Origin of the sequence: uncultured Paraglaciecola sp. (genome assembly GCF_913058035.1) — a bacterium.
Lineage (GTDB): Bacteria > Pseudomonadota > Gammaproteobacteria > Enterobacterales > Alteromonadaceae > Paraglaciecola.
The window spans coordinates 1-13,265 of sequence record NZ_CAJXPA010000131.1 but is presented as its reverse complement, the minus strand read 5'-3'; the positions used below and the strand labels follow the sequence as shown (position 1 = coordinate 13,265).

Here is a 13,265-nt window from a genome sequence, read left to right as displayed (position 1 = left end):
TCCTATCATTATTACTACAGATCTAAACTGGTGCTATAAAAAATTATTCATTAGAAGTTTAAAAGATAATTATTATTGATTTTGTAACATAAACACTTGATTTAAAATTGCATATGTTCGAATGTATGATAAATATGTGAAAATGGAACTCATCATTATTTCAAAAATGTCGCGTTGCAAGTCAAGTGCAAAATTCTGTTTACCTGTATTTGCATTATTATGTTTATTCATTGCAACCACCTCGTTGGCAACACATATAGTGCCAACACAATTCACACATATATCGGTCCAAGACGGTTTATCTCAGATTACGGTATCTGATATCGTTGAAGACAAACTTGGATTTATGTGGTTTTCTACTCAAAATGGTGTCAACCGCTTTGATGGTTATAATTTTGTCCAATATAAAAGAGATAAAAATCTTGACGGTTCAGGCCCAATTGGCGATTTTGTGTATAAGTTGGCTGTTGATAAAGACAGTGGCGATGTTTGGGCAGCTAGTTCACATGGTTTAAGCAGATATGATCACAAATTTGATCGATTTATACATTATCCGTTAATTGATTCTGAGGGAAAACAGCATCGCTTCGTCGCAACCGTTGTTTATGATAGAACCGGGCAACTCTGGGCTGGCACAAATTTGGGGTTGTTTAAATTCCAAGAAACAACTAATTCTTTTGTACATATTAAACTGGGTGATAAAATTAATTTCCGTGTTCAAGATATTGAGCGGGATAAAAACGGTGTTATTTGGCTGGCTACAAATCAGGGTCTGTTTGGATTTAAAGCGGATAAGCCTCTATACACGGTTCCAGAATTAAAAGACGTTGAAGTGACCGACATCGAACTTATTAACCAAAACAAAATTTGGTTCTCGACAAATGGACAAGGTATTTTTATAAAAGATGATACTGTTGAGCCAAAACTTATTGTTAGACCATTATCGCTAAAGCTCTTAACACAATCGATATCATCTATTAAACAGCTTCGTAATGGCGACATTTGGATCAGTACGCTTGCCGGATTAACCATTACACACCCTGAAAAAAGTCCCATCACTACCAACCTTAAATACAGCACCAACAAATCTAGTGTACTCAGTGCAAGCCACATGACCAGAACCTATGAGAGTCGCTCAGGATTAATTTGGCAAGGAACTTGGACTTCTGGGTTTTCAAAATTTGATCCTAACAGCCTGCAGTTTCAAACGCTAAATGCTGGAGACAGTGAAACAACGAGAGGAATAGCAAATGATGCAAATGGTAATATTTGGTTTGGCACGCCTGAAGGTTTATGGAAACGAGACAGCAAGGGTGAAACAACCGGTCCGTGGACTTTTGAAAATGAACAGAACGGACCAACTTTTCTAGAAGAAAATAGCATTATTTCAATCGCGTACTCCAGTGCAACCAATAAAATATGGGTCGGTACTCGCTCTGGTTTGGCTTATCTGAATGACGATCAAAAATATATTAAATACTTGACACATCTTCGTGGTTCGATGATTTTCACACTGTCAATCGATAGCATGGGAGACGTTTGGGTAGGTGATTTTAACAATGGTTTAATCTATGTAAACGGTAAGACTCACGACGTTAAAAATCAATGGAAAATGAGCAGTATTACTAAAATTTTAGTAGATACTGATGGCTTTACTTGGGTCGCTACTATGGAAGGACTAATAAGAGTAAACCGATACACAGGGGAACTTTTAAATTTATATTCGCCTGATAGAAAAACTCAATATCGAAGTCCCAGAGTTCTTACTTGGATTTCAAAGTCACAACAAGAACATTATTGGATTGGAACGCAGGGCTCAGGAGTTATGAAGTTACTTTTTGATGAGCAACTACAAGATTTTACATTTCAGCAGGTAGCACCTGAGTCACATTTAGCGACATTATCAGTAGGTGGTATTGAACAAGATACACATGGTAATATTTGGGTAAGTACCACCGAAGGAGTCGCTAAGGTAGACTCAAACTTAGACAATCCTGAATATTTCAGTGGTAAAAATGGTGCAAAAAATGAAGGCTATTATATCAATAATAGTGTAACCAATGTTAATGGCGAAATATTTTTTGGTAGCCCTACCGGTATCACTTATTTTAAGCCAGAAAATGTCGCACAATCTGATTGGGCTCCACCGATTATTTTTACTGAATTATTAGTTTTAGATAAACCTATTTCAATCCGAAATGCAGATGGCAAAACCTTTCCACTAAAGTCACCAATTTATGAGGCAAAAGAGGTAATACTTCAGCCAGAAGACAATGTATTCAGTATCGAATTTAGTGCTCTTGATTTTTCTGCACCTGAGAGAAATCAATATGCATTCAAATTGGAGGGATTTGATACCACATGGAATACAGCACAATCCAGAAAAAGAGTGGCTACCTATACCAACCTTGATGCTGGCAGTTACAAGCTATTAGTTAAAGGCACAAATAAAGATGGTGTTTGGAGTAACCAAGTTGGTCAAATAACCATCACAGTTGTTCCTCCTTGGTGGTTTACGACTTGGGCTAAGATTCTATGGGTAACGAGCGTTTTAGCGATTTTAATAGGTTTCTACCGCAGGCGCATTTATGCTTTGAAACAACAATCTCACTTATTATCTATTCAGGTTGAAGAAAGAACCGCAGAATTAGAGATGATGAATAAGAAACTGTTAACCTTGTCTACTATCGATGATTTAACAGGCCTCAGGAACCGCCGAGACTTTAGAACCAATGCATTACAAGAGTCGTCTAGATTTGAACGTGGCGGCGAACCCTTTTGTATCTTGCTGATAGATATTGATTATTTTAAGCAGGTCAATGATGTAAATGGTCATGCCTGCGGTGATAAAGTATTGATTCAAATGGGGCAATTGATGAAGGGCCAAATTAGGCAACAAGATTTGTTGGCTCGATGGGGCGGGGAAGAATTTATATTAATGATTGTTGAAACCAAAATTGAACAAGGTCAACAAATTGCTGAAAAGATTAGACTGGCTATCCAACAAAATATAGTCAAATTTGAAGGACTAGATATTCAGGTGTCTGTCTCAGTTGGAGTGAGTCAAATTTCTTTGGCTGAAAAATTAGATGATTGTATCAACCGAGCAGATAAGAATTTGTATTTAGGTAAAAAGAATGGCCGTAATAAAGTTATCGCAGATTTACAATAGATTTATATAGACAGCCTCGCTTAATTTTCTAAAAAAGTTTTTAGTTGTTTTTTTTGCTCAGGGCGGCTTCTTCTTATATTTTTTATTGTCTTGCCCTTTACTCATAATATTCACCCAAAATCAATTTTAACTAACCTAGTAAAGGACTTAAAAGTTGACATCAATTTGGACGATAATGTCGATATTTAGGATATATTATTACGACATTATTAACCTACAGCTAAAAGAAAATCCCCCTCACAAAAATAAACGTTACTGTGATTGAACACTACCAGACGGTGCTCTGGGTATAACATCACCAATACACTGCAACGTATCGTTCCGAATATTGTTAAGTTTCAATCAGAGGAAACACCGTTTACCTTGATTGAAGATTCACAACGTCTACGACATCCAAGAGATGAGTTAGGTGCAGACATTTTGCGCTTGGTACACTGGGCAGAATTAACAGATTTAATTATAAATTTGATAAAAAATAGCGTTTCATTGGTGCACATTTTTGATCGTTCCCACTCACCCAGTGGAGAGTAAATCTAGCCAATACTGACTTTTTTGCCTTTGGGTCATGCAAACTAAACTGAATTATATGGGTACTTTTTTATTTTTTACACATTTATAGTACAAAAGATAAATGTTTTTATATTAAAATAAAAATATTATTGGAAAATTATAATGATGAAATTACAACTAATCTATATTGCCACAATAATCGCATTAAGTGGCTGTAGCCCGGCACCCAGCAATTCTACTGCGTCCAAAACACCAGAACAAACGTTATCAGAAAATCCAGTAACCCTAGTCTCAGGGATTATCAAACAAAACATGGATTTAACGATTAAGCCTGGCGATGACTTTTTCACATACGTTAATGGTACTTGGCTGGCCAATACCGAAATTCCAGCTGATAAGTCTAACTATGGCGGTTTTTCAATTATCAGAGACGAAGCCCAGGATGATGTGATGGCGATTATTCGTTCTTCTGCCAAAGGTGATTTCGTTGCTGACAGTGACGAACAAAAGGTGGGTGGTTTATATAGTTCGTATATGGATATGGAAAAGCGTGATGCTCTAGGTGTATCGCCTATTAAATCTGAATTTGCACGTATCGCGTCAATCAAAAACCATGACGAACTTGCTGTATATTTTGCTCGTGCCAGTAAATACGAACTGGCGACACCTTTTTTTATTGGACAATACGTGGACCTTAAAAATCCTGAAACCTATATGAACCACACTTGGCAGGCTGGTTTAGGATTACCTGACCGCGAATATTACTTCAAGAAAGACGATGCCAATCAAATAATACGTAATGCCTACGTTAAACATATTGCCACAATGTTTAATTTGGTCGGACTGAATAACGGTGAATCGAATGCTGATTTGGTTATGAAATTAGAATCTACACTCGCTCAACAGCATATGAAAAAAGAACAAACACGGGATATGGTGGCACTTTACAATAAACTGTCGCAAACAGAATTAGCTGAATTAATGCCTAATTTTAACTGGACTGCATTTTTACAAGAAGCACAACTACCTGCACTTGATGGTCTGGTGGTCACGCAACTTGATTATATGAAATCTCTAGACGGCATTATTCAAACAACAAGCATTGATGATTGGAAAGTATTTTTACAATGGGGCCTCATTAATGCTTCTGCCACTCGTCTTACAACAGAGCTTGATCAGGCCAACTTTGAGTTTTACAGTAAAGTGCTGAATGGTGTAGAACAACAATTACCTCAATGGCGCCGAGCAGTTAGGTTGGTTAACAACAATGTGGGAGAGATAATCGGTAAAGTGTACGTTAAAAAACATTTTCCACCTGAAGCTAAACAACGGATGTTACAAATGGTAGACAATCTGCTCAAAGCTTATGAAACGAGTATTAAAAACTTAGACTGGATGACAGAAGAAACCAAAATTCAGGCGTTAGACAAGTTATCTAAATTCACTCCTAAAATTGGTTACCCTGATAAGTGGCGTGACTATTCACTGTTAACGGTTGATGAAAACGACCTATTTGGTAACTTACAACGTTCGTCTGAATCTCAGTATCAACAAATGCTTGAAAAACAAAATGGCCCTGTGCAAAAACATGAGTGGAACATGAATCCACAAACAGTCAACGCATATTACAACCCTCCAATGAATGAAATAGTGTTTCCTGCAGCCATTCTACAACCGCCGTTTTTCAATATGGAAGCTGAAGATGGAGTCAATTATGGTGGTATTGGTGCAGTAATTGGCCATGAAATAGGTCATGGCTTTGATGATGCAGGTAGTACTTTTGATGGCGATGGAGTGCTTAGAGATTGGTGGACTGATGTCGATAAAACAGAGTTCAAAGCACGTACAGCTAAACTCATTGCACAATACGATAGTTATGAGGCGTTAGAAGGACTCAATGTAAATGGCGAATTTACTTTGGGTGAAAATATTGGTGATTTGGGTGGTATCAGTATTGCCCTTAAAGCTTATAAACTTTCACTTGAGGGAAAAGATGCCCCTGTTCTAGATGAGTTCACTGGAACGCAGCGTGTATTTCTCGGGTTTGGACAAGTGTGGCTAAACAAATACCGTGATGAGGCATTACGTAGCCAAATCGAAACAGACCCTCACTCGCCTAGTCCTTTCCGTGCCAACGGTTCAGTTCGCAATGTCCCAGAATTTTATGAGGCATTTGAAATAAGCGAAAACGACATACTTTATCTTCCTCCAGAAGAACGGGTGAAGATCTGGTAGTAAGCTATTAGATGAATAAAAATCACATAAATAAAAACAGAGCCAAGTGGCTCGGTTTTTACCTATAATAACTATTCTTAATATCGGCTTTAATGTTGCCAAACACTATCTTTTGCTCAAAACTCGAAACTGCTTTTAGCTTAATTTTCTAGCCTTAAATTTACGGCCTTTCAATTTTCCTTCATTAACTTGTTTTAGCGCTCGCTTAATACTGCGAGTTTTAATTGCTACATAAGTATGAGTGGCTGTAACGTTAATTTTACCTATATCATCACCATCGATATCAGCGTCTTTAGTTAATGCACCCAAAATATCTCCAGGACGAATTTTACTTTTTTTACCGCCATCAATACATATTGTTGAGTATTCAGGTTGAATAAGACGATTAGCATGGAAACGAAGGGCTTGAATACCTGTCCATTTAATTTTAGCTTTTTGATAATCTTCAATTGCATTAGCTCGGGGAACTTCTTTTGCGGTGCAAAGAGTAAGAGCTAAACCTTTAGCATCTGCGCGGCCTGTTCTGCCAATACGGTGAATATGTACTTCAGGGTCAGGAGTGATTTGATAACTAATTACCGCGTTCACTTCTTTAATGTCCAACCCACGCGAAGCCACGTCGGTAGCAACTAGCACCGATACACTTCGATTAGAAAAGCGAGTTAATACTTCGGTTCTATCGCGCTGCTCTAAATCACCATGCAAGGCTAATACGGACACACCTAATTTAGTTAATTCGTCTGCCACTTCCTGACAGGCGATTTTAGTATTACAAAAAACGATAGCTGATTCTGCTTGGTAGTGGCTTAACATTGCCGCTACAGCTTTAATGCGATGCGGCTCTTCCACTTCAAAAAACAGCTGCTCAATACTGGTGGCTTCATGAGTGGCTTCGACACTGACTTGTAGAGGATTGCGCTGCACATCTCTACTTATCTGCGCAATAGAATCAGGAAATGTGGCAGAAAATAGTAAGGTTTGGCGGTCAAGCGGCACGGCATCAATTACTTTAGCCATTTCCACTTCAAAGCCCATATCTAGCATACGATCGGCTTCGTCGAGTACTAGAGTATTAACCTCGCTCAAATCGAGGCGCCGACGAAACAAATGATCCATGATACGACCAGGTGTGCCCACAATAATATGTGCGCCATGTTCCAGAGAACCAATCTGGGGTCCCAAAGGGGTGCCACCACATAAAGTTAATACTTTAATGTTATGAATACCGCGGCCTAATTTTCGAATTTCTAACGCCACTTGTTCAGCTAGCTCACGTGTTGGGCACATAACCAATGCCTGAACTCGAAATCGCTTCACCTTAAGATTATGTAATAATCCTAAACCAAATGCAGCCGTTTTACCGCTTCCAGTTTTGGCTTTGCCAACGACATCTTTACCTTCAATAATAGCGGGTAAGCTCATGGCTTGGATCTCAGTCATTTCTTTGAAACCCATGGATTCCAAGTTATCGAGTAAGGCGTTGTTTAAACCTAGTGAAGCAAATTCTTTATTCAAAATATTCTCTTTTGTTGGGCAGCCAACTGTAACCTTTACAGGCGTCTGTGGCGGTCTTTTTCAATATATTTGTCGGGCACGTGTACTAATTCCGCTCGTGCTTTTAATCTAGTTTGGTGATGGGTTTTCATATCTAGTTTTGTCATAGTCATAGCCTGAGCAAACGCCTGAACCGCAGGCGCAAATTCTGCCTCGCTAACAACCTTATCTAAAAATCCAGCTAAGACCGTTTTTTGTGGTGAGACCATTTCAGCCAAAATCACTGAACGGTTAAAAATACTGGTGCCAATCTACCGTTAGCCAATTCTACACCACCAAAGTGCATAGTCATACCTATTGCGACTTCGTTTAAACCGATCCTAAATACTCCATCAACAGCAATTCGATGATCAGCAGCTAACAGCAGGAATACGTCCTTGGTAACACCATGAACATTACATGCCGCCAACACTGGATAACGAAACGATAACATTCGCCTAGCTGGTCTTGAGCCTTTCTCCAGCAAGGCCATGTTAGCGCTGTTAATATCGCGCATTACCTTTAAATCATAACCACCGAAAAACATGCCAGTTTATCCTGTTAATACGACCACTGCCTGCGATCGTTCTGCTTGATTAAACCTTGATTAATTTCGTCTATTACTTGTTGTGAAATAACGTTTATTTTGCCATTTTTCATGCTAATAGTGGCAACAAGATCTTTGGTTTGGTAGGTAACAAATTTACTCAAATTAACTTTCTTGATAAAAAAGGATAGATTTGGACTTAGTTATCTGTCAAACACCCGATTAAGAGCAACCAATGAGTCTGTTTGGCACACTATCAATCAAACTGTATGATTAATAAAATCTATTTCGATGCAATCAGGATTAATTGAATCTGAGCATCAACAATTTTTTCAATTCACCAGAATGTTTTATACTGGTAATAGCTTAATTAATTTTTTGCAGATAACTCTGCCAGCTTATGTTGTGTGCAAAGGTTTGGTGAGTCTGCTTTAGAGGTTACGACGAACGATATATTTCAATTTCTGTTGAAAATGCTCGAAACGTCCAATTAGCTCGCAATTCATTTATGTAAATTAAGTCACATTTTTGACCTAAGAATACGCTCGTTATGGGTGCTTAACTGGACACATTTATACGCTCGGCTATGTGTTCCTCAAAAAAGGGAGGTAACATTGGGTAATGTGTAATCTTTATGGACGCAAATTGTTTTGCCTCTGGCTCAATCTGCTAATTTATCACTTGAATAAAATGGTTGTCAGCTTTGTAAAAAACTCTCTAATTTAAAACAGACGCTGAAAAAATAAACCTTTCAGTATTTTGTGACCACTCTGGCACAAGCCACAAGAATCCGCCTGCCTATATAATAATAGACGCTTCCAACCTTTTTCTTGAAGTAGGAAAAACTCTAAATCAAAAATTAGCTCGCGACCTTAGGCTTCGGCTATTTTGGGTATAATTCAGTTATATTAGGTTATCTGATTGGTATAAACATAAGGCGCTTCGGTATATATAACTGCAAAACGTATCGCCCTGCCTTGATTTAAGTTGTTCTCGGCTGGCACCATGCCCACTGATGTATTTGAGCAACACCTCAGTAAGATTTACCAACACTTAGTTACATAATTAATTGATAAAGTCTTGATATCAAGCATGGTTGATTTCCCAATTAACAGTCTGACCTGCAAAAAATGGCACTATCGGTTCTCCGCTTGGCAAAATAACAGATTCAGGTACCGTCCAACTTTTTTTGTCCAACCTTACTGTACCAGTGTTTCGGGGTAGACCATAAAAATCTGCACCGTGGAAACTGGCAAATCCTTCTAATTTATCCAGTGCATCGAGTTCATCAAAGACCTGAGTGTAGAGCTCTAGGGCACTCCATGCACTGTAACAACCCGCGCAACCACAAGCATTTTCTTTAGCATGTTTGGCATGAGGCGCCGAGTCTGTACCTAAGAAAAATTTATTCGAACCACTCGCTACCACCTTGCGTAAAGCCTGCTGATGAGAACTACGCTTTAGTACTGGTAAACAATAGTTGTGCGGTTTAATACCCCCTACTAACAAATCATTTCGATTTAATAATAAGTGTTGCGGAGTGATCGTGGCGGCAACATTACCTGCGCTACTGAGAACAAATTCAGCCGCATCGCTCGTAGTTATATGTTCAAACACTATTTTTAATTCAGGAAAGGCTTGTACAATTTTTGCCATATACTGATCGATAAATACCCTTTCTCGGTCAAAAATATCCACATGACTCTCTGTCACTTCACCGTGCACCAGTAGTAATAAACCTTGTATTTGCATCTCTTCAAACACAGGGTATAGCGCTTCAATACCGCTCACTGCTTGTGCTGAGTTAGTCGTCGCTCCGGCAGGATATAGCTTTGCAGCTATCACACCCGAATTTTTGGCATCGATAATATCTTGCTTAGTTGTTTGATTTGTCAGAAATAAAGTCATCAAAGGTTCAAAATTACTACCTTGCGGGCGAGCAGCCAAAATCCGCGCTTTATATTCATTGGCCAGCTTTGCATTCACCACAGGTGGGACTAAATTTGGCATCACAATCGCACGGGCAAAACACCTAGCAGTAGCAGGTACAGTTTCGCCGAGCATGTCGCCATCTCTAAAATGTAAATGCCAATCGTCTGGAGTGGTGATAATAATCTGTTGCATCTTTGCCCTACTTGAATTAGCTAAAAAAACGGATGTGACTCATCCCTTTATTATGCCTTAAATCTCCCAGTAAACGTCAAACTCTCAGAACATTTGTTGTTTCAAAGACATAATAGTTTGCTAATAATCAATAATTTGCTGAATTTGTTAGAAAATTAAAGCACTATTAGACAATTAAATTATTCATCTTTCTCGTGGAACTGTTTTATGCCTGCAGCCATCAGCCTGCTTAATGTTGTACCTAATAATAAAAAGAACTTTTTTACCAAGCTTCTCTTCAAATTATTAGACCGTGTCTTAGCTATCAATAAGTTAGACGGCTTGTATCGTGAAAACAACCTTCACGGTTTAGACAAAACAACCTTTGCAAAAAGCTTATTAGATGGGTTAAACATTCAATTACTGGGCTTGCAAGCGTTACAAGCTAACATCCCTAAAACAGGCCCACTGGTTATCGCTAGCAACCATCCTTTTGGGGGTATAGAGGGGGTGTTTTTGGCTTGGGCAATTGAACAAGTGCGCCCCGACATAAAAGTGATGGCTAACCAAGGTCTAAAGATATTTCCAGAGCTTGAAGACTATTTCATTTTTACCAATCCGTTATCGGAAAATGACCCGAAAAACGCGCCCTCTATTCGTTATTGCCTAAAACATGTAAAAACTGGCGGAGCATTACTTATTTTCCCCGCGGGACGCGTGAGTTACTTTCAAAAAGACACAAAACGCATCGCCGACCACCGCTGGAACAGATTGATTGCCAGCATCGCCAATCGCACGAATGCAAGTTACCTACCTATATTCGTCAGTGGCCTCAACAGCCCATTGTTTTATCGTTTAGGCCGGATTTATTTTCGGCTACGCATGTTGATGTTGCCCCGTGAATTAGTCAACAAACGTGATGCCAAAATAACGATGACCGCTGGCGAACCTATTGCGATTAAGCATTATGCAGAAAATATCGACACTGGCACACAAACCGAATTGTTTAGAGCACAAAGTTATTTGCTTGATCCTGATTGGCAAAAATCATGGCCAGCGGATCCTGTCACCCAATTACAACCACTTGCCCCTGAAGTGAAAGGTGAGAAAATTTTACAAGAAGTGCAGCAGCTTCCTAGCGAACAACACCTGCTCGATCACAAATATATGTCTGTGTACTTTGGTTATCAACATCAAATGCCAAACACAGTAAACGAAATTGCCCGTTTACGAGAATTGGTTTTTCGTGAACATAACGAAGGCAGTGGTGAACCGCTTGATACCGACCACTTTGATGCCACTTACACTCATCTGTTTGTCGTGAAAAAGGAAACAGGACAAATAATCGGTGCATACCGAATGGGGCAAACTGACAAGTTGTTAGCCGATGGCAACTTAGAAAATCTATATTTGCATCGTATGTTTGATTTTGGTCCTGACTTTGTGAATCGGCAGCAGCCTTGTTTAGAATTGGGACGTTCATTTTTAATACCTGAATACCAACGCAGTTTCCTAGGCTTATTTTTGTTGTGGCGCGGTATCGGAGCTTTTGTCTGTCAATATCCCCAATATCGAACACTTTACGGCACTGTCTCTATCAGTAAGTTATACGACATACGCAGCGCTGCTATTATTCAGCAAGCTATGGTCACACCTACAAACAATGTTGTACCCAGAGCGCGGTTCGAACATGAGTTACACCCAGAAGTAAACGCTTTTGCTCTGCAACATGGATTAGAAGACCATGTCAGCGCTTTGCTAAAGGGCATCGAACCCGATGGCAAAGACGTACCCATCTTACTCAAACACTACAACAAACTCGGCGCGGTATTCCATTGTTTAGGCATAGATAAAAGCTTTAACGATACCCCCGGATTATTGCTCAGTGTGGACTTGCCGAACGCGCCTGAGAAATTACTCAAGCTGTATATGGGTGATAGTTGGGAGGAATATAAAAATGGGGCAAGTGCAGTAAAAATAAAAAGTGCAGTAGATAGAAATTAGTGAATAGATGCTAGTTAAAAGCAAAAGACTAAAGTTTATCACCACAGAGGGCCACAGAGCACAGAGAAAAGAAAGTTGCTGCTTGGCTGAAAGGATAGGTATCTATTATTGCTGGCTAATAGACTCTAATTAAATCTGATTGACGGCAATGAGCGAATTGCAGTCATACGATAAAATTGAAAGCGACAAGAAAAAAACACTCAAACCTCCCTATGAGTGATGTGTGATTTCGAATAAATTGGATTACTCTATTAAGCAAAAGTATCAACGCCACCATAAGATGGCGAAGTGAAAGCGTGAAATACAATAATGAAATTCCAGCAATAATTGTTATGTGAGATTTAGAATGGGCTTTCACCATTATTTATCACGACTCTATAACCATCCACATCTTCGAATGTTTGAGCACCGCCCTCCCAGTATGGGTTGAAGGAGTCGACCTTTATAAAACCAGCCCCAGATATTTTGTCGATAGCCGCAGCAAACTCAAGATCGTCAGGAACATAATATACTAAAAGATTTTCCAACGTAGGCGCACGGCCAGCTTTCTCTTTGCTGTGTGTAGTAAATTCTAAGTGATAATGATGTTTAGGGTGGCCAAGCATTCGACCACTAAAATCGCCATGACCATCAAAACCTCCAATGACCTCAAAACCGAGTCCGTCAGCATACATTTTTGTTATCTGTTCCAGATTATCCGTAGGTCGACCAACTCTCATTACTGCATCTATTGGTATCATTCTCATCTCCTAATTAATATTTTTGAGTTTTTGTTATTACAAATGATTAAAGTTCAGACGTATGATAAAACCTCAAGCTAAGTTAAGGTAAAGGTTTTTCTAACTAGATAGTAAGATTTTAAAAAGCATTTAATATGGACATTTATGCAATGCAAATTACTGCGGTAGGAATATAGCTATCATAAAGCTTTGCCATCAGGTTGTTTGCTGATGGTGAGCGAAACGAACCTGATATTTTGGTGACGTAACTAATCTATAGGTTACCTTTAATCACTGCATAGCGAATGACCGTTATTGGCACAAAGTTCTCCTTCAGGTTTAACACTCGACTGTCCGGTATTAGGCTCGAAGCTGCAAGTCAACTCTGTCCTTATCAACTTCTGCAATTGGCAAATTATAACCAGACATAACTAGCTCCTGT

General features: G+C 39.1%; 10 protein-coding genes. 4 read left to right on the top strand and 6 right to left on the bottom strand.

Going from position 1 to position 13,265, the window contains the following annotated elements; translation table 11 throughout:
• Positions 1-259: 259 nt before the first annotated feature.
• From QZ562_RS15380 to QZ562_RS15370, 3 genes are all read left to right on the top strand, one after another.
• Complete coding sequence (locus QZ562_RS15380; protein WP_293761882.1) at positions 260-3,172, top strand: ligand-binding sensor domain-containing diguanylate cyclase; 2,913 nt, start codon at positions 260-262, stop codon at positions 3,170-3,172.
• Positions 3,173-3,433: 261 nt separating this feature from the next.
• On the top strand, positions 3,434-3,703 hold the full coding sequence (locus QZ562_RS15375) for a hypothetical protein (protein WP_293761880.1): 270 nt from the start codon (positions 3,434-3,436) through the stop codon (positions 3,701-3,703).
• A 144-nt stretch (positions 3,704-3,847) separates the two neighbouring features.
• The gene (locus tag QZ562_RS15370) at positions 3,848-5,917 is read left to right on the top strand and encodes a M13-type metalloendopeptidase (RefSeq protein WP_293761884.1); all 2,070 of its coding nucleotides are present in this window, start codon (positions 3,848-3,850) and stop codon (positions 5,915-5,917) included.
• Positions 5,918-6,052: 135 nt separating this feature from the next.
• Here QZ562_RS15370 and dbpA read toward each other — a convergent pair whose 3' ends face one another.
• From dbpA to pyrC, 5 genes are all read right to left on the bottom strand, one after another.
• Positions 6,053-7,432: an ATP-dependent RNA helicase DbpA gene (gene dbpA, locus QZ562_RS15365; RefSeq protein ID WP_293761878.1), complete on the bottom strand. Its 1,380-nt coding sequence runs from the start codon at positions 7,430-7,432 to the stop codon at positions 6,053-6,055.
• A gap of 35 nt (positions 7,433-7,467) precedes the next feature.
• Positions 7,468-7,689 carry a hypothetical protein gene (locus QZ562_RS21320; RefSeq protein WP_363315370.1) on the bottom strand — a complete coding sequence of 74 codons (222 nt, stop codon included), beginning with the start codon at positions 7,687-7,689 and terminating at the stop codon, positions 7,468-7,470.
• A gap of 2 nt (positions 7,690-7,691) precedes the next feature.
• On the bottom strand, positions 7,692-7,997 hold the full coding sequence (locus QZ562_RS21315; RefSeq protein WP_363315369.1) for a hypothetical protein: 306 nt from the start codon (positions 7,995-7,997) through the stop codon (positions 7,692-7,694).
• Between the two features lie 14 nt (positions 7,998-8,011).
• Complete coding sequence (locus tag QZ562_RS21310; protein WP_363315368.1) at positions 8,012-8,161, bottom strand: hypothetical protein; 150 nt, start codon at positions 8,159-8,161, stop codon at positions 8,012-8,014.
• Positions 8,162-9,083: 922 nt separating this feature from the next.
• Positions 9,084-10,121, bottom strand: a complete 1,038-nt coding sequence (gene pyrC, locus QZ562_RS15355; RefSeq protein ID WP_293761876.1) for a dihydroorotase — start codon at positions 10,119-10,121, stop codon at positions 9,084-9,086.
• A 207-nt stretch (positions 10,122-10,328) separates the two neighbouring features.
• Here pyrC and QZ562_RS15350 point away from each other — a divergent pair, with 207 nt between their 5' ends.
• Entirely contained in the window at positions 10,329-12,104 is a 1,776-nt protein-coding gene (locus tag QZ562_RS15350; RefSeq protein WP_293761874.1) for a lysophospholipid acyltransferase family protein, read from the top strand.
• Positions 12,105-12,445: 341 nt separating this feature from the next.
• Here the strand turns inward: QZ562_RS15350 and QZ562_RS15345 are convergent, their stop codons facing one another.
• On the bottom strand, positions 12,446-12,844 hold the full coding sequence (locus QZ562_RS15345) for a VOC family protein (RefSeq protein ID WP_293761872.1): 399 nt from the start codon (positions 12,842-12,844) through the stop codon (positions 12,446-12,448).
• Positions 12,845-13,265: the final 421 nt, after the last annotated feature.

What these genes read in the sequence shown, in the direction of transcription:
- QZ562_RS15370 (WP_293761884.1), top strand. Translation starts at nt 3,848, where the DNA reads ATGAAATTACAACTAATCTATATTGCCACAATAATCGCATTAAGTGGC.
- QZ562_RS21315 (WP_363315369.1), bottom strand. Translation starts at nt 7,997, where the DNA reads ATGTTTTTCGGTGGTTATGATTTAAAGGTAATGCGCGATATTAACAGC.
- pyrC (WP_293761876.1), bottom strand. Translation starts at nt 10,121, where the DNA reads ATGCAACAGATTATTATCACCACTCCAGACGATTGGCATTTACATTTT.
- QZ562_RS15350 (WP_293761874.1), top strand. Translation starts at nt 10,329, where the DNA reads ATGCCTGCAGCCATCAGCCTGCTTAATGTTGTACCTAATAATAAAAAG.
- QZ562_RS15345 (WP_293761872.1), bottom strand. Translation starts at nt 12,844, where the DNA reads ATGATACCAATAGATGCAGTAATGAGAGTTGGTCGACCTACGGATAAT.